A 21,548-nucleotide genomic window follows, 5' to 3' on the forward strand; every position below is an offset into this window, starting at 1 on the left:
CAGAAGATTGTACGTAGATATAAATAATAAACTGTAATGACAGTTTGACCTAAATAAAGATATGGCTAAATCTAAATTATTAAATATTGACAGTTTGTCATTTCAAGGAATCGATGAAGATGCAGAGTTAATTCCTTTGATGACCCCAGAAGATGAAGAGGAGATAAATAAAGAAGAACTCCCCGAAATTTTACCAATACTACCCTTAAGAAATACTGTGTTATTTCCAGGTGTTGTAATTCCAATTACCGCCGGGAGAGATACCTCTATAAAGCTTATTAACGATGCGAATAGCGGAAATAAGGTAATAGGTGTTGTAGCACAAAAGGATGAGGATGTAGAAAATCCAGGAGTAGATGATATTTATAAAACCGGAGTAGTAGCAAGAATTTTGCGAGTGCTTAAAATGCCCGATGGAAATACTACGGTGATCATCCAAGGGAAAAAGCGATTCAAAATAAAAGAGGTTATTTCTGAAAAACCTTACATGACTGCTTCTGTAGATGAAGTGGCGGAAGTTAGACCAGATTTAAAGAATGCTGAATTTGGAGCAATTATAGAATCTATTAAAGATCTTGCGCTTCAAATCATCAAGGGAAGTCCGAATATCCCGTCGGAAGCTTCTTTTGCTATAAAAAATATTGAAAGTCCTTCTTTCTTGATAAATTTTGTTTCTTCTAACATGAATTTGAGCGTAGATGAAAAGCAAAAATTATTGAAGACCAATAATTTGAAGAACAGAGCGCTGGATACTTTAAAATTCATGAACGTTGAGAATCAGAAACTGGAATTGAAGAATGTGATCCAGAGTAAGGTTCAAAGTGACATGAGTCAGCAGCAGCGAGAGTATTTCCTACATCAGCAACTGAAGACCATCCAAGAGGAACTTGGTGGGGCTTCTAATGAGGATGAGATGGAAGAAATGCGCGTTCGTGCTAAAGATAAAAAATGGGACGAAAAAGTTGAAAAGCACTTTACTAAAGAGCTTGCTAAAATGCAGAGAATGAATCCTCAGGTTGCTGAGTACTCAATCCAAAGAAATTATTTAGATCTTTTTCTGGATCTTCCTTGGGATAAATTTAGTAAAGATAAATTCGATTTAAAACGAGCTAAAAAGATCTTGGATAGAGATCATTATGGTTTAGATGATGTAAAGGAACGAATCATTGAATATCTAGCAGTTTTGAAGCTAAGAAATGATATGAAATCTCCTATTCTTTGTCTATATGGACCTCCGGGAGTTGGTAAAACATCTTTAGGGAAATCTGTTGCAGAAGCTTTGGGAAGAGAATATGTTAGAATTTCTTTAGGTGGACTAAGAGATGAAGCAGAAATAAGAGGTCATAGAAAGACCTATATTGGCGCGATGCCAGGAAGAATTATTCAGAGTCTTAAGAAGGCTGGAACAAGTAACCCAGTTTTCGTACTAGATGAAATAGATAAACTTAATAGTGGTCATAATGGAGATCCGTCTTCAGCATTATTAGAGGTTTTGGATCCAGAACAAAATAGTGAGTTTCATGATAATTTCTTAGAAATGGGATATGATCTTTCTAAGGTGATGTTCATTGCAACCGCCAATAGTTTGAGTACCGTTCAACCTGCTCTTAGAGATAGAATGGAGATCATTAATGTTACAGGATATACCATAGAGGAAAAGGTAGAGATCGCTAAGCAGCATTTATTGCCTAAGCAACTTAAGGAGCATGGACTTACTAAAGAACACATCAAGATTGGTAAAGCTCAATTAGAAAAAATTGTTGAAGGTTATACCAGAGAATCTGGAGTGCGTGGTCTAGAAAAGCAAATTGCAAAGATGGTGCGTTATGCAGCCAAGAATATTGCGATGGATGAAGAATATGTTAAAAAGATCGCTAATGAAGATGTGATAAAGATTCTGGGAAGTCCTAGAATGGAACGTGATAAATATGAAAATAACGATGTTGCCGGAGTAGTTACAGGATTGGCCTGGACGAGTGTTGGTGGAGATATCTTATTTATTGAATCTATCTTGTCTAAGGGTAAAGGGAATTTAAATATTACCGGAAACCTTGGAAAAGTGATGAAAGAGTCAGCAACCATTGCAATGGAATATCTTAAGTCTAATGCTGAGTTGTTAAACTTAGATCCTGAAGTATTCGAGAAATATAATGTACATATTCACGTACCAGAAGGGGCAACTCCAAAAGATGGTCCTAGTGCGGGAATTACAATGCTTACCTCATTGGTATCCTTATTCACTCAGCGTAAGATCAAAAAGAGTCTTGCAATGACAGGTGAGATCACTTTGAGAGGAAAAGTATTGCCTGTTGGGGGAATCAAGGAGAAAATTCTTGCAGCCAAAAGAGCAAGAATAAAGGAAATTATTCTTTGTGAAGAGAACAGAAGAGATATAGATGAGATTAAAGCTGAGTATGTGAAAGGTCTTACTTTTCATTATGTTAGTGAAATGAAGGATGTTATTGAACTTGCTCTTACCAATGAGAAAGTAAATAATCCTAAAGAATTATAGGATCATAAGCCCTGAAGCAATTCAGGGTTTATTTTTTTGTTCCAATTAAAATCTGGTTTATTTATCTTTGAACTTGAAAAGTAAACAGGATTAATCCATTAAATCTAATAGCTTGACAGATCATAAAATTACCATAGCAATAGACGGTTTTTCTTCCACAGGAAAAAGTACGGTTGCAAAACAATTAGCCAAAGAATTAAGTTATGTCTATGTAGATACAGGCGCTATGTATAGAGCTATTACGCTTTATGCAATGCGAAAAAAATATATTACGAAGGATTCCTTTGATGAAGAAAGTCTAATTAAAGACTTGCCTTCTTTACACTTAAAATTTGTTTTTGAGGCTTCTCGAGGTTTCGCTGCTATATATTTGAATGAAGAAAATATAGAAGATGAAATTCGTACAATGCAAGTTTCTCAGAATGTTAGCAGGGTATCGGCTCTATCAGGAGTTCGTAAAAAACTAGTTTCTCAGCAACAGCAAATGGGACTTGAGAAAGGAGTGGTAATGGATGGTAGAGATATTGGAACTGTAGTTTTTCCAAATGCCGAATTAAAAATCTTTATGACCGCTTCTGCAGATGAAAGAGCAAATCGCCGATTTAAAGAAATGAAAGAGAAGGGGCAAGAAGTAAGTTACGATGAGGTTCTTAAAAATGTAGAGGAGAGAGATCTTCTGGATACTACCAGAGAGGATTCTCCATTAGTGAAGGCAGAAGATGCTATTGAGATAGATAACTCTACTTTAAATATAGACCAACAGTTCCAAAAAATACTTCAATTAGCAAAGGCTTCGATCGAAGCTCATAATAAATAAAACATCTTCCTATTTTATTTAGTTTCAGACTTTTGAAATAAAGAAAATAATATGTATTTTTGCACTCCTTTTTAGATAAAGAAATGGAAATAGAAAAGGACTGAAAATCAAATATATAATCACTTCTGTGTTTAATTATCTGAAATTTCCATAAAGAACTCAGAATACAAATATTACAATCAGCAATGGCTGAAGAAACCAAAAATCCAGAAGTTGAAGAGTCTAACTCTGAAGTTTCAAATCACGCAGCACCGTCTGCACAACAGGAAAACCCTGAGCAATTCTTAAAAGACTTTAACTGGCACAACTACGAAGAAGGAATAGATCCTGTAGATGATACTAAGTTAGTAGAATTTGAGAAGTTAGTAGCTGAAAATTTTGTAGATACTTTAGATGATGAAGTAACTACAGGTAGAGTTATTAATATCACAGATCGTGATGCTATTATTGACATCAACGCGAAAAGTGAAGGAGTTATCTCTTTAAACGAATTCCGTTACAATCCAGATCTTAAAGTTGGAGATGAGGTTGAAGTATTAATTGATGTACGTGAAGATGCTACAGGTCAATTGATTCTTTCTCACCGTAAAGCTAGAGTGATCATGGCTTGGGATCGTGTGAACAAAGCACATGATGAAGCATTAATCGTAAACGGTTTTGTTAAATGTCGTACTAAAGGTGGTATGATCGTAGACGTATTTGGAATTGAGGCATTCTTGCCAGGTTCTCAAATCGACGTGAAGCCAATTAGAGATTACGATGCTTATGTAGGAAAAACAATGGAATTCAAAGTTGTGAAAATCAACCACGAATTTAAGAATGTTGTTGTATCTCATAAAGCGCTTATCGAAGCGGATATCGAAGAGCAGAAAAAAGAAATTATTGGTCAACTAGAAAAAGGTCAAGTATTAGAAGGTACTGTTAAGAATATTACTTCTTACGGTGTATTCGTAGATCTTGGTGGAGTTGATGGATTGGTCCATATTACAGATCTTTCTTGGTCTCGTATTAACCATCCAAACGAAATAGTTGAATTAGATCAGAAATTGAATGTTGTTATTCTTGACTTCGATGAAGCTAAGACTAGAATTCAATTAGGTTTAAAACAATTACACAAACATCCATGGGAAGCTTTAGATGAAAACCTTAAAGTTGGAGACAACGTTAAAGGAAAAGTAGTTGTAATTGCAGATTACGGAGCATTTATTGAAGTTGCTGAAGGAGTTGAAGGACTTATTCACGTTTCTGAAATGTCTTGGAGTACTCATTTACGTTCAGCTCAGGATTTTGTTAAAGTAGGGGATGAGATTGAAGCTCAAATCTTAACTTTAGATCGTGACGATCGTAAAATGTCTCTTGGTATTAAGCAATTAAGCGCAGATCCATGGACAGATATTACTTCTAAGTATCCAGTTGGTTCTAAGCACACAGGTATTGTACGTAACTTTACAAACTTTGGTGTATTCGTAGAATTGGAAGAAGGAATTGACGGACTTATTTATATTTCTGACCTTTCTTGGACTAAGAAGATCAAACATCCATCTGAATTTACTAACGTAAGTGATAAGTTGGAAGTAGTTGTATTAGAATTAGATGTTGAAGGACGTAAATTAAGTTTAGGTCACAAACAAACTGAGTCTAACCCTTGGGATAAATATGAAACTGAATTCGCTGTAGGTACTAAACATACTGCGGAAATAGCTGAAATAGTAGACAAAGGCGCAACTATAGAGTTTAATGAGGATATTACTGCATTCGTTCCTACTCGTCACCTTGAAAAAGAAGATGGTAAGAAACTAAATGCTGGTGAGTCTGCGGAGTTCCAAATTATTGAATTCAACAAAGAATTCAAGAGAGTGGTAGCTTCACATATGGCTATACATAAAGAAGAAGAGCAAAAAATCGTGAAACAAGCTGCTAAGAAATCAGCTCAAAACACTGAAAAAACCACTATTGGTGATGTAAATGCAGATCTTCAAGCATTAAAAGACAAAATGGAAGGGAAAAAATAGTTTTTCCAACCATAAGTTTTTAAGCTTAAAAGAAAAAGCCTCCTTAATTTAAGGAGGCTTTTTTATTGCTGTTTTTTTAAAGTTACTTATTCTATAATTTCATATAAAAGTCTCTAAAGAGCTTCAGGAAGGATAATGTGCTTTACAATTTCGTTAGATTTTAATGCATCTGCAGGATCTAAAGTAGATGTAATAATATGAATAGAAATTGTTTTATCAGTCTTGATTTTCGTGAATGCATCTAAGAAATGCCACCCATACATTATGGGCTTATATAACCTCTTCCTTGAAGCATTTAGAATGGAATTTTAAACATACTCCGGGAATTTCTCTTTTATAAATCCCTTAACTCCGTTTGCAAATAAGGGCTTGTTTAGGATCCCAGAAATTTGGGGAATGCCCTTTGCCTTATCCCTTTCATCTGGATTAAGAGCTGAACTGTATATTTATCGGTACTTAATTCCAGCATATCCTACCCAATGTGTATTTTTCGCTGGTGCAGTTGTACCCATTCCAAGATCATCTACCCGAATATGTTTATTGTGAATACTTGATCTATAATCTACTAGAGAACCTTGTAATGGTTCTCTGTGAAGCAGGAGATTTAGTTTATTAGCCATTAAAACACCGAATGGAATAGAATACCTTCCGCACCAAGTCCAGTTATATTCCATATAGTTTTCTTCTTTCACCGTGATTTTGTTGAAGTTGCTAATTCCTTCTTTGCTGATTTCTTCTGTCAAAAAGTTCTTAATGATATCTAGATCTTTTTCATAGGCTTGGGCGGTGCCAAGACTATCCACTCCAAAAGGAGCTAAATTAGAACTTCCCCATCCTTCATTTCCATAATGTATAGCATCGCTAGAAATTACAACAGCCAGATCCTCGCCGTAATTCATGTTTGTCTCCTTCATAAGATCTGCCAGAGCTTGGGCTATTACTTCTGAAAAAGTGTCCATATTTTCAAATGATTTATAAGGAACAAGCATTGGAATGATCTCTACTGATTTGTTTTTATGCTGAAGGAAAGGCGTAATGGCTTCTAAAGAGTGCTCTAATTGCATCATTTCATTATGAACGATATAAGTGCTGTCTGGAATTAATGAAAGCAACTTGTCCCTTAAGGGCGATATTTTAATGCTTCCATAGGCAGTTTTCCATTCCTTAAAGGAACCGAATACGATTTTGTCTTTGAGCTCGAAATTCCTTGCTCTATGGGCAACCCCTACAAGTACAATGGTTTTTGCTTTTATACTTGAAAGTGTCTTTTTATAAAGTCCAGCCGCATACGCATAATCATCATGTGGGCAGATCACTGCTTTACTTACTTCAGAAGTAGAGACTTTATCTTCCGCAGCAATTCTAGACAAGATGCTATCCATTTGCCATTTATATTGAGGGAAGCCAATAGTGTCTTCTAAATGCCTTATTTTAATATTTGAGACAGTAGAATTCTCATTATCTTTCTGTTGCCCAAAACAGAGCACACTCATTATAACAAAGCTCAAAGTGAGTATATATTGAATTTTAATTGTTTTCATTTCTATTATAGTGTGATTTCTTGAAGTTCCAGCTCATAATCATACTGGAGGTCTTCATGTAAGAGTGTAATTCCTTTTTTTACCAGGAGTAACTGTCTATTATACAAGTTCAACATGGTAGTGTTCCTTTTAATTGAAGGTGAAAAATCAGCTAACTGAGCACAAAAGAATAACAAAAGTTCAACTTCAGTTTCTTTCTTTTTGGAATATCTTATATACTTCTTTATCATTTTTAAAATCTTCCTCACACTTTTCTTAATGAGATAAAACTTCTTCTTATTAATAAGTTCGAATTGTATTTCTACTTCCTGTTTTATTTGTGCGATGAACTCTTCTTCATTTATAGAATCAAATAAGACATAGGTAAGTAGTTCTTTATTCTCTTTTTTGAATTTAGAAAGCTGTAAACAATAATCTAGTAGTTCTTCTTTAGATCTATGTCCAAGCTCATCTTTAAGCTCCTTTATACTGGCAACCTTCATGTTTAATATGTTTTATATTTATTCAAAATTAAGCTAGCAGGAAACCCGAAATTCATCTTCTAAGCCAGACATACTATTTACTGAAGCCATAATAGCCATACGTCATTAGAAATCCCAGTCTTTTTCTTCATATCTAATTGCTTCCGGTTAATAATTAGGCAACGGATTTCTTTTTTTCTGAAATAGTGCAAGTACTCCTATAACGGGGCCAATTACCAATATTAAATATAAGAATTTAGGATCTATATAATTACTTAGCAGTGATATGGTTTGGAGACTCACAATGGTAATCGCAAAACCGATGCTATTTACTAAAGTTAAAGCTGTAGCTCTATGCTCTGCTGGAGCATTTTGCGCTACCAAAGTAGAAAGTACCGGAGAATCTGCTACCACGACCATTCCCCAAAAAAATAAGAATGCAAGAAAAATAGGAGTAGAATCTGTGTAAAAGATAAGCGGAGATAATAAACAACAACATCCAGACAATAATAGTGCAGTTCTGGCCACTTTTTTTTCTCCAAAAGCACTGGAGAGATAGCCTCCAATTACGCATGAAAACCCACCAATTCCAATTATAAGAAAGGAAAGCAGCGAGATATTAATTTCAGCTAAAGGATGAAAATTTAAATAGGTGGCTAAGATCACCGGCACAAAGGCCCAAAAAGTATATAGTTCCCACATATGTCCAAAATAGCCGAAAGCTGCAGTTCTCAATTTGATATCCTTAAAAATAACTTTTCCCGTATTGAGAGCTGGTTTATAATTTCTCTTCCTATATGGGCCGTTTGGAACAAATACTAAGATTAACAGTCCCCCAATACAGGCAATACAAGAAGTTGCTAGTATTACATTTTCCCAAGACACTTTAAAAAACGCACTATTTAATAAATGTGGAAAAGCGGTTCCAACTACCAAAGCACCCACCAAAAAGCCTAAAGCTTTTCCAAGACCTTTGCTGCTATAATCTGAAGCAATCTTCATCCCAACAGGATAGATCCCTGCTAAGAAAAATCCGGTTGCAAACCGAACGCATAATAAGCTTATAAAAGTATTGCTTTCCAGAATTGTGGAAAGATTTATAACTGCTACAGCAATGGCACACGCAAAAAATACTTGAGAAGGAGAAAAACGATCTGCTATTGCCAATAGAGCGAATAACAATGTTCCTAGAATAAAACCAAATTGTACCGCAGAGGTTAAGTGTTCTAGTGCGTTTTCATTTAAACTGAAATTTATAATAAGATCTGATAGCACAGCATTGGATGCGAACCAAACAGAAGTACAGCAAAACTGGGCAATTACAATAATGAAAATTATTAACCTGGTATTTTTCATTATTAAAAAAGTCTATGGTATGTTTTCAATTTATTTTCTATTTCAGAAGATACACACTTTCAAAAATACAATAACAAGTGGGTATTTAGTTTGAATATGTTAAACATTTCATATTATTTTATAAATACCTGTTAATTAATGAGTTATCGAAAACCAACACGGTTATTACTACGTATATTAATTGTATCCCCCCGATATATTAGATTATTAAAAATCCTCCCTTTTCAATAAGCTTAAGTTTTATTGCCCATAAATCTTAAAATTTACTTGACCAAATTTCCTGAATAAAGATTTCCTACTTGCGTGGTTTAATATTATTAATAACGTTTAATTATGAAAAAACCAATGATCAATGTTCAGTCATTCCATGACGGACGCGAAGGAAAAATGAATTCTAGAAGAAAATTTCTTAAAATAGGAGGCTTAGCTGTAGTTGGCTCAAGTTTGTTCCTCTATTCTTGTGAGGAAGATGGAATCACCGATGAAGAAATTACATCACTAGATGCTAAAGGTGGAAAAAACAAAAAAGTTTTTAACCTGGGGACGGGGGATCTCGCCATCCTGAATTTTGCTTATATTTTAGAGCAATTAGAAGCGGCGTTTTATGCAAATGTAGTAAAAGATGACGGCAGTCTTTCTTTTCCAGCACAAGGTAAAGATGTAGAAATTTTCAATGACATTTATCAGCATGAGTTAATCCATAGGGATTTCTTTGAAGTAGTTTTAAATTCTTTATTCAGTCCGGGACGAGTAGCCCCCAAACTTGAATTTGATTTTAATGCGGTGGATTTTAGTAGTAGGGACATAGTTTTAGCCTTTTCCCAGCTATTGGAAGATACCGGGGTACAGGCTTATAATGGTGCGGGTAATTTAATTGAAAACCCAACCTATTTATTATTGGCAGGAAAAATAGTTTCGGTGGAAGCAAGACACGCTGCTGCGATTAGAGATCTTATTTTACCTGATTCGACCAATTTTGCATCTGGAAATTATGTAGACGAAGAAAAATTATTGGTAATTCTACCTGGATCTTCGACTAGTGCTGTTGCAGATGGGGGTGATGACATTGATGGACGCGCTTATGACCAAGCTACAGAACCTCGACCAATTTTAGAAATGGTAGCCGGCACAGGGTTTATTGACATTAAAAAATTCATCACTAATAACATACCCACAGAATAATTATTAACTAATCTTAAAAACTAAAAATTATGAATATTATAAAATTCTTAGACGATATTTCTAATAAAGAACTTTTAGAAACCAAGGGATCAAGAAGAGATTCCTTTAGTCAAATGAAAAAAGCAGGAAAAAATATGGCTTTAGCCTCCATTCCTTTTGCCTTGGCAGCAACGAGCAAGAAAACGGCTGCTGCAACTATGGCAATGTCTTCTGCTGAAGATCAGGCTTCACCTATTGAAGTTTTACAATTTGCCTTGAAATTGGAATACCTCGAAAGAAGGTTTTATGCAGAAGGTTTAGATTCAGGAGTAATTCCCGCAGAAGATAGAGATGTGTTCGGATTGATTTATGATCACGAACGAGCTCATGTAAATTTTTTATATAATTTTTTAGATTCGAAAGGAGAAGCATTCATAGAACCTGAATTTGATTTTACAGGGGCTCCAGGAGGACTAAGTTTAGACCCATTTAATAAAACCGGAATTGGGAAAGAAATTGCATACGCACAATTTTTAATCCTAGCCCAAGGCTTTGAAGATACAGGCGTAAGGGCATATAAAGGCCAGGCTGGTGCTTTAATAGACGATAATGTTTTGCTAGAATATGCACTTCAAATCCATTCTATAGAAGCGAGACATGCTTCGCAGATTAGGAGAATGCGTGGACAAAAGGGCTGGATTACAGGTGAAGGGGAAGGCTCTCCAAGTGTCCTTGACCTTGTATATGCCGGGGAAGGCAATGTCGTGCAGGGAGGTTTAGACCTGGCAGTAGTTTTATCCCAGTATAGTGTAGCCTCACTTACAGAGGCCTTTGACGAACCCTTAGAAATGACTGAAGTAAATGCCATAGCAAATATATTTGTTGCGCCCTAAGCCTGAGTGACGAAAATTGGTGTTTTAAAAGAAAAAATCATGCTTTTAGAATTCATTCTTTTAGCATGATTTTTATTTTTATCTTATTTTATTAAATTATGAGGACCTTTTAAATACCAATCAAAATCCTATTAGTCTAAATCAAAAAAAATCTTACTTTTGTTTTTCAAACATCATCAGTTTCTATTATGAGTCAAAAAGTGTTGCTTAATTCTAAAGAGATCAACATTATTCTTCGTCGTTTGGCTTGCCAGTTGGTAGAAAATCATCCTAATTTTGAAAATACCGTGATCATTGGAATTCAGCCGAGAGGTGTATTCTTAGCAAATAGGATCATTCAATTACTGGAAGAAGAATATGGTATCAAAAATGTAGAATACGGACAGTTAGACATCACTTTTTACCGAGATGATTTCAGAAGAAGTATAAAACCTCTAGAAGCGAACAAAACTAAGATAGATTTTATTGTTGAAGATAAACAAGTGATCTTTATAGACGATGTTCTTTATACTGGTCGTAGCATTCGTTCAGCATTAACTGCAATTCAGTCTTTTGGAAGACCTAAAGAAATAGAATTGCTTACTCTTATAGACAGAAGATTCAGCAGACATTTACCCATACAACCAGATTATAATGGGAGGCAGGTAGATGCAATAAATGATGAGCGGGTCAAGGTGAATTGGAAAGAAGTACATGGGGAGGATTGCGTTTATCTTTTACCAACAGCTAATACAGAAATTGAATCAATTCAGAAGAAAAAAAAACAGTAAATGAGCGAACTGAGTGTAAATCACTTATTGGGAATTAAATATCTTAAAAAAGAAGATATAGACCTGATCTTTAAAACTGCCGATCATTTTAAGGAAGTGATCAATAGACCAATCAAAAAGGTTCCTTCTTTACGAGATATTACCATCGCCAATTTATTTTTTGAAAACAGTACAAGGACGAGACTTTCTTTTGAACTGGCCGAAAAAAGGTTAAGTGCAGATGTAATTAACTTCTCAGCTGCTTCTTCTTCAGTAAAAAAAGGCGAAACCTTAATAGACACAGTAAATAATATCCTTGCAATGAAAGTGGATATGGTGGTAGTGAGACATCCAAATCCAGGTGCAGGAATTTTTCTTTCCAAGCATGTAGACGCAAGTATTATAAATGCAGGAGATGGAACGCATGAACACCCAACCCAAGCTTTATTGGATAGTTATTCCATACGTGAAAAACTTGGGGAAGTAAAAGGCAAAAAAGTTTTAATAGTAGGAGATATCAAGCACAGCAGAGTTGCACTTTCTAATATTTTTGCATTAAAACTGCAAGGAGCAGAGGTGAAGGTATGTGGCCCTAAAACCTTAATTCCAAAGTATATTGAGTCTTTAGGGGTGAGTGTTGAAACCAATCTTATAAAAGCTTTAGAGTGGTGTGATGTTGCCAATATGCTTAGAGTTCAGAATGAACGGATGGAAATTAGTTATTTCCCGACAACAAGAGAATATACCCAGCAATTTGGATTAAATAAGGAGATCTTGAATTCTCTTAATAAAGAGATCGTTGTGATGCATCCAGGGCCTATAAATAGGGGAGTGGAGATAACCAGTGATGTAGCCGACTCTAAACAAGCTATAATATTAGACCAGGTGCAAAATGGGGTTGCAGTAAGAATGGCCGTTATTTATCTTTTAGCTTCAAAAATAAATCGATAAGTTTATAGTAGATTAAAAGTTTGAAAATGAAAATTACACGAAAAGAAGAATTCATTGTTTTAAAGGATAATAAGAATAATCTTGTAGATTTTGCAGAGAGGATCACTGAAAACTATTCAGATTATAGAAATGATAATGTGATTGTAGATCTTCTAAATTACGAAAACTTTGATATAAAAGATGCGCTTCTTTTTTTAGAAATTTCTAATATTCACCGTGCAGAGAAAAAATCCTTTGTAATTGTAAACTCAAACATCTCTATAGATGTTATTCCAGATGAATTAATTGTAGTTCCAAGTCTGCTAGAAGCAGGCGATATCATTAAAATGGAAGACTTGGAGAGAGAACTCGGGTTTTAATCCCTCATTGAGGGTTTAATTCCCCATCCCGATAGCTATCGTGATACTTCGAAATTTTAAAAATTATTTTACTCGCGAACCATCGGGATATACCTATTGAGCTTGGCCCGAGGTTCTTGTTTAAAATTTAAATTTATAGCCATTATTTGTTTTCGCAAGATCATAAAAACATAAGTATGAAATTAACAATACTAGGTTGTTATGCAGCGACCCCAAGAACATTTACAAACCCCACTTCTCAAGTTCTTGAAATAAACAATCACTTATTTCTTATAGATTGTGGAGAAGGCACTCAAGTTGAATTACGTAGAAACAAGATCAAATTTTCAAGGATCAAACACATCTTCATATCACATTTACATGGAGATCATTGCTTTGGACTGGTAGGACTTATCTCTACCTTTAGATTATTAAATAGGGAAACAGAACTGCATGTCTATGGACCCAAGGGGATAAAGGAAATAATTACATTACAACTTAAGTTGTCTAAATCTTGGACAAATTATCCTTTATTTTTTCATGAGTTAAATAGTAAAGAACCAGAATTATTATTTGAAGATGAAAAAGTTACAGTGGAAACAATTCCTTTAAATCACAGGATATATACAAATGGGTTTTTATTTAAAGAGAAACCGGGGCCTAGAAAGCTTTTGATCAATGAGATCATGAAATATAACATTGATGTTTCACTATACCAGAGTGTAAAGATGGGTAAAGATGTGGAATCCAATGACGGAGAAATAATTCCGAATCATTTGGTAACTGGTCCTCCAGAGAAACCTATGAGTTATGCTTTTTGTAGTGATACTGCGTATTATCCAGAAATAATTGCTCAGATTTTGAATACAACAGTACTTTATCATGAATCTACCTTCCTCGAAGCCAATAAGGAATTAGCAGCACCTACAAAACATTCTACAGCTATACAGGCTGCTCAAATAGCCAAGGATGCAAAAGTCGAAAAATTGATTCTTGGTCACTTTTCTACAAGATATCCAAGTATTCAATTATTTAAGGAAGAGGCACTTACCACATTCCCAAATGTAGAATTAGCCGATGATGGTAAAATATTTACCTTTTAACGGATAATTTTCAATTTTCTTACACGCTTATTTTAAAAACAACAGCTTAAAGTAGGATTTAGCGTACAAAATATGTTAAAATTACCATAAAATCGATTAAGTACATGTCTCAGAGTGTATTTAGTCGATTTTATTTGTATTTTGGCTAGACCAAATCGCTTAACCTACTTATTATGTTGAACTATACAAAACAATTTTTTCTTGTTTTTGCTTGTATTCTTACGTTTGCATCATGCTCTAAAGACAATGCTATTCCAGAAAATGAGGCACAACTTAAAACTGCCAATTTATCAAATTCTATCGCTTATACCTCATTGGAATCTGAGATTCTAAATGGTGTAAATAAGTACAGAGAAAGTATAGGTATGAAAGCTCTTGCAAGAGTAGATGAGGTAACTTATCAAGCAGATGATCATACCGTTTATATGACGAGCAATGAAGTTGTAAATCATGATAATTTTAATGTGCGTTATAGTAATTTAGTTTCTGAGGTAGGAGCAAAAGCAGTAGCGGAAAATGTTGCTTTTGGATACGGTAATGCAGATGCGGTTGTAAAGGCTTGGATAGCTAGTGAAGGTCACCGTGTTAATATTGAAGGTGATTTTACACATTTTGGAATTTCAGTAGATAAGGATAAAAACGGTAAGAACTATTTTACCAACATCTTTATGAGAAGATAATATATAAGATTTAGTTTACCCCGATCGGTATTAATTATAGCAGAAAGTTTAATTAGCCTCCATGTAATCAAAAGACCCACATTCAAAATAATTGAATGTGGGTCTTTTAGTTTGTATAAATCATCAGAGACTCAAGACCCAAGACTCCAGATTCAATAGTATTGGCTCTGGTTAGCCTTCAGTCACAAAAGCACCATCTATATCATAAGTATATGATTCAATTAAATACCTAAGGTTTTCCCATTTCAATAGTTTAATAGTCAGGTCTTGAGGAATCTTTCTGCTTTCGCTAAGAGCAGACTAATATTTAGTGGTTGGTAACTCCTAGATCACAAATGGATTTAGGACATTCGATGTGACAACAGAAAATTATTCAGTTGAATAAGAGGGAATACTTCATTGAAAGTTATACTAACGAAAACGCCCAGATAATAAAATACTATCTGGGCGTTATATTTTTTATTAATGAGATCTACTTCATTTTTACAACACTAAACATAGATCTTCTATTTAACTGATGTTCTTCCTTACTACATAAATCACATGCTATTGCCGGTTCTCTTTCACCAAAACCTTCATGTGCATTAATACGTCCTGAAGCAATTCCATTAGCTACTAAATAATCGTAGGTAGATTGCGCTCTTCTTTCAGCTAAACCTACATTATATTGATCAGATCCTCGCTTATCTGTATGAGAACCGATCTTAATCACTAAGTCCGGATATTTGTTGGACATTAAATTAACCAACTTGTCTAGCTCCTTAGCTGCATCTGGTCTAATATTGGATTTATCAAAGTCGAAATAGATGTTATTGATCTCAGCTAAATATTCTACATCTTCAATAGGATCTAATTGTATGTTATAGATAAGTTCTTCAACATCATCTGTATTATTAGAATCTACGGTGCCAGTCATTTCTTTATATTGAATGTGCTTAGCTTCAATAGGATATTTCATGTTTCTATTGATCTCCTGCTCATAGTTCCCATCGGTATCAGTTTCAAGGAAAGCAAGTTGTTTATTGTCTGGTGTGAATAAACGCACTGTAGCATTTGGAATTGGTTCTCCATTCACTTTGTCCGTTACTTGTCCTTTTAGAATCAATGTCTTTAGTAGATTGAATCCGTAGATATCATCACTTCCGGCTCCGCCATCTCTGTTAGAAGCGAAGTAACCTAAATTGCTCCCCTTTTTTTGAAAATATGCGAAATCGTCTAGGTTGCTATTTATAGGTTCTCCAATATTAGTTACTTCTGAAGTTTCTTTAGAAAGATCTACTTTAAAGATATCCATCAAGCCGAAGCCAGGATGTCCATTTGAAGAAAAGTATAGAATTGAATCTTTAGCCATAAAAGGGAAAGATTCGTCCAGGCTAGTATTGATCTTATTTCCAAGATTCACAGGATTCCCGAACATATTGTTCTCCATGATCTCAACTTTATATAGATCTGCACCACCAAAACCATTTGGCATATCAGAAACGAAATAAAGTGTTTTTCCATCTGAAGATAAACTAGGATTCCCTACAGAATATTCAGTATCGTTAAAAGGAAGATCCATAACATCTCCCCAAGAATTGTTATTGTTGGTAGCTCTATATAACTTTAGATTATTAGTTTCATCCTTAAGTTTTTTACCCTCTTTATTATTAAGGTAATTATTTCTAGTGAAGTACATGTATTTACCATCCTTGGTAATAGCAAGTGGACCTTCATGCAAAACTGTATTGATATCTCCAGTTACAGAAGATACTGTTTCAGAATTAGCAGCTAACTGATAAACATCCAAAAATGGTTCACCGTTCCAGGAATATACCTTATTCTTTTTAGACATTCCGCCATCTCTTGCAGAAACTAAATAGGTAACGCCATTATGCTCATAAGCTCCAAAATCACTATATCCAGAGTTGAAAGCAACTTTATCTAAAGTGTAATTATCCTTTATTTTAAAGTCGGCTATATCTTTAGAAAGCAATTCATCTACTTCAGCTTTGTTCTTTCCGGCGGAACTATATTTCTTTAGCCATTCTTTAGATTCGTCATATCGTTTGACTCCTCTTAAGGCTTGCGCATACTTAAAATAATACTCTGGAGAAATACTGGTATCTTTAACAGCTTCAGCATAATAAAATACAGCATTTTCTGGGCTGCTTAATTTTAGATAACTATCGCCAAGTTTACTTTGATTGTAGGTGGTGTTATAATCCTTTTCTATAAGTTCCTTATAAACATCTACAGCTTCAATATAAGCAAGATCATTATATAGACGATCGGCTTTTTTTTGCTTTCCGCTTTGTGCGGAAGCCATAAAACTATTTCCAATGAATAGTAGGAGTATTAAGTAGTTGAAATTCTTCATAATAGTTTTATTTATGTTAGAAAAATCTTGGAGATTTATATTTGGTATTCTTAGATCTCAATTCGAAAATCAAAAGAATTTCATGAGATCCAGAAGTATAAGGCCTAAGATCTGAAATTGAATATTCGTAAGCATAACCTATTCTTAAGGACGGTAAGATCTGGAAATCTGCAAATGCACCCACAGCGTCATCCAATCTATAGGTACCTCCTAAATATAATTTTTCGTCATAAATAACCGTTCCAGACATATCAAAAGATAGGGGAGCTCCGTTAGTAGCTTTAACAAGTGCAGTTGGACGAAGTTTCCATGTTTCATTAAGATCAAATACATATCCACCGGTTAGGTAATAGTGTACTTGCTCTAAAGCTACATAATCACTAAAATCGTTATTGTTGTTATTTATCAATTTAGGAGCAGAAAGACCTAAGTACCAATCTTGTGCAGATAGATAAACACCCGCACCAAAATTAGGTGTCCATTTGTTGAATTGATCGTTGAAAAACGGATCACTAAGTACAGAAGGTTCTACAAATAGATCTTCATCCAGATCATAATAACTAGCACCTCCCTTTAAACCAAATGCAAGTGTAGTATTATCGCTTACATTTATGGTATAAGAGAAATCGGCATATAAATACGTGTATTTTTCATAACCAGCTTTATCGTTGATCACGGATAAGCCAAGACCGACTTTCTCATTGCTAAGAGGAGTGTGCACAGATAGAGTTTGAGTTACAGGTCCTCCACTTAAGCCAGCCCATTGATTTCTGTTCAAAGCAGTTAATGAAAACCCATCCCTGCTTCCTGCGTAGGCAGGGTTTATAGATATGGTGTTATACATATATTGCGTGAACTGTGGTAATTGCTGGGCATTTGATGTAAAGAGACCAACAAAAAATATCGTTATAAGGATATAGAAGTTTTTCATGTTTATAGCTTTATTTAGTTCCTAAGTAGATGTATCCCTGAATTGGTTGTAAACCACCTGCGCCATTAATTTCTATGATATAGTAGTAGGTTCCTGAAGGTAATTGGTTCGAACTTGAAAATGATTTGTCAGAAAATCCATCCCAATTATTTTGATAATTTCTCATGGTGTAGATCTCTGCTCCCCATCTATTAAAGATCTTCACATCGAATGTAAATCCACAATCTAAGTCAATTCCAATATTGAAGAAGTCATTAAATCCATCGCCATTTGGCGTTACTGCTTTAGATATACTATCTCTAACGTCGTCTATGCTACAAGCCAATACGATACAAGAATCATCTATTGTTAATTGCACCTCTGTTGTAGAAGGACAATTCCCTGCAATAACATAATTGAAAGTATAAGTACCCAGATCATTCTCAAATGAACTTAAGTCTAAGATACTACCATCTAAGCTTCCTACTGTATTTGGGTTTTCCCAAGTTCCTGTGCGATCAAAATCTCCAACTAATAAGTCGAATAAGTCATAAAAACCATTATCATAACATTGTGATACATTAGTCCTTGTTTCAATTGCTATAGCTACTGGTGCATTAAGAATCACCTCAGTTATTTCAGAATCTTGTTCAAATCCGTCCTGCGCAATTACAGAATAGGTACCAGGCTCAAGATCTGCAAAAACTCCGCTTTCTTGGTAATCTACACCATTAAGACTATATGTTAATCCTTCTATAGTTTGTACTGTGATAGTACCAGTTGGATTTTCACAAGTTGGTTGAGTTACCGATACTGTTGGCGGGGCAGGAGGAGAATCGTCTACTGGATTTACAGTTATTGTAACTGTAGCAGTATCTGTTCCACCGTTACCATCAGATATTGTGTATTCAAAAGAATCACTTCCGTTGAAATTATCGTTAGGAGTGTAAGTGATAGTTCCATTTTCGTTGATCACTACGGTACCATTATCTGGATTTGTAGTATCAATAACTGTTAGATCATCACCATCTACATCAGAGTCATTATCTAGAACTGATATAGTTACTGGATTATCTTCATCTACTTCAGCAACATCATCATTTGCTATCGGAGCATCGTTGATTGGATTCACAGTAATAGTTACTGTAGCAGTATCTGTTCCACCGTTACCATCAGATATTGTGTATTCAAAAGAATCACTTCCGATGAAATTATCGTTAGGAGTGTAGGTGATAGTTCCATTTTCGTTGATCACTACAGTTCCGTTTGAAGGAGAAGTTGTACTTACTACTGTAAGATCATCACCATCTACATCAGAGTCATTATCTAGAACTGATATAGTTACTGGTGTATCTTCATTTACAGAAGCTGAATCATCCACAGCAATTGGTGCATCATTTATTGGATTCACCGTAATGCTTACTGTAGCTGTATCAAAACCTTCATTACCATCTGTAATTGTGTAGGTAAAGGAATCTGGACCGTTATAGTTCGCGTTAGGAGTATAAGTGAATGTTCCATCTTCGTTGTCTACTAAAGTTCCGTTAGTTGGATTTGTATTACTTACTATTATAAGTTGGTCTCCATCTGGATCTGAGTCGTTATCTAGAACTGAAATCACTACTGAAGTATCTTCGTTTGTGCTAACAACATCATTCACTGCAACTGGAGTTCCTTTTACAAGAACTGTGAAGCTACATTCTGTTTGATTTCCTGAAGCATCGGTTGCCATGTAAGTAACTACAGTTGTTCCTATTGGGAACTGAGCTCCGGAAGCTAATCCAGTTGTTCTTTCTACAGTTACTCCACAATTATCTGTTGCAGTAACCTCTGTATATTTCACAACTGCATAATCTTGGCCTATAACATTTGTAGTTATAATATTACCAGGACAAGCTATTGTTGGATCTTGGTTATCTGTTACTATCACATCAAAGGATACTGTAGAAGTATTTCCAGCTGCATCTGTTGCAGTATAGGTAACACTTGTAGTTCCCACAGGGAATTCACTTCCAGAAGCTAAACTTCCTTCATTAAGTGTCACAACTGTTCCGTCACAATTATCTGTAGCAGTAGGAGCAGAGAAAGTAACCACTGCACCACATGAGTCTGCATCTGTATTTACATTGATATCTGATACAGTATCAAATATTGGATCTTCATTATCAGTAATTGTTACATCGAAGCTACATGAAGCTTGATTTCCAGCTGCATCTGTTGCGGTAAATGTTACAGTTGTAGTTCCTACCGGGAATACTTCCCCTGAAGCAGGACCTGCAGTTTGAGTTACAGTGACATCAAGATCAGAATTATCTATTGCTATCGGTGTTTCAAATGAAACCACAGCTCCACATACTCCTTGATCTACATCCATATCTATATTAGAAGGACACACAATTGTTGGTGGTTCTTCATCAGTAATAGTTATCGTAAAGTTACAAGTAGTTGTATTTCCAGAAGCATCAGTTGCAGTAAATTCTACAGTTGATACTCCAATTGGAAACTCGCTTCCAGATACAAGACCTGAAGTTTGTTCTACAGTTACATCACAATTATCTAAGGCTTTTGCATTTTCAAAATTTACGATTCCAAAACTTTCACCAATCTCTGTAGTTTGAGTCACAGCTATTGGACAAGATATTGTTGGATCTTGGTTATCTGTTACGATCACTTCAAAGGATACGGTTGAAGTATTTCCAGCAGCATCTGTTGCAGTGTAAGTAACACTTGTAGTTCCCACAGGGAATACACTTCCAGAAGCCAGGCTTCCTTCGTTAAGTGTAACTTCTGTTCCATCGCAATTATCTGTAGCAATAGGAACAGAGAAAGTAACAACTACACCACAAACATTAGGATCTGTGTCTATAACAATATCTTCCATTTCTGAAAGTTCTGGATCATCTGTGTCAGGAATTGCTAAGATTTCAATTTCAGTTGAATCAGAAATACAATCTCCATCAACAAATTTCGCAGTTACAGAGTATGTTGCTGGAGCAAGATCACTGAACAATCCACTAATTTGATAATTTTCACCGTCGATACTAAATTCAACTCCTTCAATTTCAGTAATAGAAATTGAACCATTGTTTAGATTACATGTAGTGTTTATAGTAGAAGAAACTAAAGGTAGTTCCGGTGTAGGATTGATAGTTACTTTAAAGCTACTTTCATTCGCACATATAACTTCATTTCCAGATTCAATATAGATAAATATAATTTGCGTTGAAGTTATTTTATCACCTTCAAACAATTCAGTTCCATTTCCACCAGCTTGAGTAAGGTATTGGTTACCGACTGCAAGAGCAGGTAGGAAATAGGAATCACAAGCTTCTAAATCATCCATTGCTATTGCAACAGGCGTATCATTTATAGTTACATCAAAATCAGACTCTGCTGCAAGACAAGTTCCTGTTGGAGCTGCATAGATGTATATAGTTGCGGATTCAGAGATCACATCACCTTCAAACAATTCAGTTCCATTTCCACCAGCTTGAGTAAAGTACTGGTTTCCGGCTGCAAGAGCAGGTAGGAAATAGGAATCACAAGCTTCTAAATCATCCATTGCTATTGCAACAGGCGTATCATTTATAGTTACATCAAAATCAGACTCTGCTGCAAGACAAGTTCCTGTTGGAGCTGCATAGATGTATATAGTTGCGGATTCAGAGATCACATCACCTTCAAACAATTCAGTTCCATTTCCAC

The 21,548-nt window shown here is 35.1% G+C and carries 17 protein-coding genes; 10 read left to right on the top strand and 7 right to left on the bottom strand.

Going from position 1 to position 21,548, the window contains the following annotated elements; translation table 11 throughout:
- The first annotated feature begins 61 nt into the window (after positions 1–61).
- The 3 genes from lon to rpsA all read left to right on the top strand — a co-directional run bounded on the left by lon (position 62) and on the right by rpsA (position 5,341).
- On the top strand, positions 62–2,512 hold the full coding sequence (gene lon, locus ES724_RS14335) for an endopeptidase La (protein ID WP_146934087.1): 2,451 nt from the start codon (positions 62–64) through the stop codon (positions 2,510–2,512).
- A 112-nt stretch (positions 2,513–2,624) separates the two neighbouring features.
- On the top strand, positions 2,625–3,329 hold the full coding sequence (cmk, locus tag ES724_RS14340) for a (d)CMP kinase (RefSeq protein ID WP_146934090.1): 705 nt from the start codon (positions 2,625–2,627) through the stop codon (positions 3,327–3,329).
- Between the two features lie 185 nt (positions 3,330–3,514).
- Positions 3,515–5,341 carry a 30S ribosomal protein S1 gene (gene rpsA / locus ES724_RS14345; RefSeq protein ID WP_146934093.1) on the top strand — a complete coding sequence of 609 codons (1,827 nt, stop codon included), beginning with the start codon at positions 3,515–3,517 and terminating at the stop codon, positions 5,339–5,341.
- Between the two features lie 113 nt (positions 5,342–5,454).
- On the opposite strand, the gene ES724_RS16540 is transcribed toward rpsA, so the two are convergent.
- From ES724_RS16540 to ES724_RS14360, 4 genes are all read right to left on the bottom strand, one after another.
- Positions 5,455–5,604, bottom strand: coding sequence for a hypothetical protein (locus ES724_RS16540; protein ID WP_170249907.1), 150 nt, complete (start codon positions 5,602–5,604; stop codon positions 5,455–5,457).
- Positions 5,605–5,787: 183 nt separating this feature from the next.
- The gene (amrB, locus tag ES724_RS14350; RefSeq protein WP_146934096.1) at positions 5,788–6,882 is read right to left on the bottom strand and encodes an AmmeMemoRadiSam system protein B; all 1,095 of its coding nucleotides are present in this window, start codon (positions 6,880–6,882) and stop codon (positions 5,788–5,790) included.
- A 5-nt stretch (positions 6,883–6,887) separates the two neighbouring features.
- The gene (locus tag ES724_RS14355; RefSeq protein ID WP_146934099.1) at positions 6,888–7,364 is read right to left on the bottom strand and encodes a hypothetical protein; all 477 of its coding nucleotides are present in this window, start codon (positions 7,362–7,364) and stop codon (positions 6,888–6,890) included.
- Between the two features lie 147 nt (positions 7,365–7,511).
- Positions 7,512–8,699: an MFS transporter gene (locus ES724_RS14360; protein ID WP_146934102.1), complete on the bottom strand. Its 1,188-nt coding sequence runs from the start codon at positions 8,697–8,699 to the stop codon at positions 7,512–7,514.
- 333 nt (positions 8,700–9,032) lie between these two features.
- Here ES724_RS14360 and ES724_RS14365 point away from each other — a divergent pair, with 333 nt between their 5' ends.
- The 7 genes from ES724_RS14365 (at position 9,033) to ES724_RS14395 (ending at position 14,574) form a co-directional block, all read left to right on the top strand.
- Positions 9,033–9,881 (top strand): ferritin-like domain-containing protein, encoded by an 849-nt coding sequence (locus ES724_RS14365; protein ID WP_146934105.1) that lies wholly within the window; start codon positions 9,033–9,035, stop codon positions 9,879–9,881.
- Between the two features lie 29 nt (positions 9,882–9,910).
- Positions 9,911–10,753 carry a ferritin-like domain-containing protein gene (locus tag ES724_RS14370; RefSeq protein WP_146934108.1) on the top strand — a complete coding sequence of 281 codons (843 nt, stop codon included), beginning with the start codon at positions 9,911–9,913 and terminating at the stop codon, positions 10,751–10,753.
- A 188-nt stretch (positions 10,754–10,941) separates the two neighbouring features.
- Complete coding sequence (gene pyrR / locus ES724_RS14375; protein ID WP_146934111.1) at positions 10,942–11,523, top strand: bifunctional pyr operon transcriptional regulator/uracil phosphoribosyltransferase PyrR; 582 nt, start codon at positions 10,942–10,944, stop codon at positions 11,521–11,523.
- A complete protein-coding gene (locus ES724_RS14380) occupies positions 11,524–12,453 on the top strand; it encodes an aspartate carbamoyltransferase catalytic subunit (protein ID WP_146934114.1) in 930 nt (309 codons plus the stop codon).
- A gap of 26 nt (positions 12,454–12,479) precedes the next feature.
- Positions 12,480–12,812 carry a hypothetical protein gene (locus tag ES724_RS14385; protein WP_026838785.1) on the top strand — a complete coding sequence of 111 codons (333 nt, stop codon included), beginning with the start codon at positions 12,480–12,482 and terminating at the stop codon, positions 12,810–12,812.
- Positions 12,813–12,988: 176 nt separating this feature from the next.
- Entirely contained in the window at positions 12,989–13,894 is a 906-nt protein-coding gene (locus ES724_RS14390) for a ribonuclease Z (protein ID WP_146934117.1), read from the top strand.
- A gap of 173 nt (positions 13,895–14,067) precedes the next feature.
- Positions 14,068–14,574, top strand: coding sequence for a CAP domain-containing protein (locus ES724_RS14395; protein WP_146934120.1), 507 nt, complete (start codon positions 14,068–14,070; stop codon positions 14,572–14,574).
- Between the two features lie 472 nt (positions 14,575–15,046).
- Here the strand turns inward: ES724_RS14395 and ES724_RS14400 are convergent, their stop codons facing one another.
- From ES724_RS14400 to ES724_RS14410, 3 genes are all read right to left on the bottom strand, one after another.
- Positions 15,047–16,933, bottom strand: a complete 1,887-nt coding sequence (locus ES724_RS14400) for an OmpA family protein (protein WP_146934123.1) — start codon at positions 16,931–16,933, stop codon at positions 15,047–15,049.
- 16 nt (positions 16,934–16,949) lie between these two features.
- Positions 16,950–17,864 (bottom strand): PorP/SprF family type IX secretion system membrane protein, encoded by a 915-nt coding sequence (locus ES724_RS14405; protein WP_146934126.1) that lies wholly within the window; start codon positions 17,862–17,864, stop codon positions 16,950–16,952.
- Between the two features lie 10 nt (positions 17,865–17,874).
- The coding region (locus ES724_RS14410) for a tandem-95 repeat protein (RefSeq protein ID WP_146934129.1) at positions 17,875–21,548 on the bottom strand (3,674 nt) is incomplete at its 5' end.

Origin of the sequence: Gillisia hiemivivida (assembly GCF_007997295.1) — a bacterium.
Classification (GTDB): Bacteria; Bacteroidota; Bacteroidia; order Flavobacteriales; family Flavobacteriaceae; genus Gillisia; species Gillisia hiemivivida.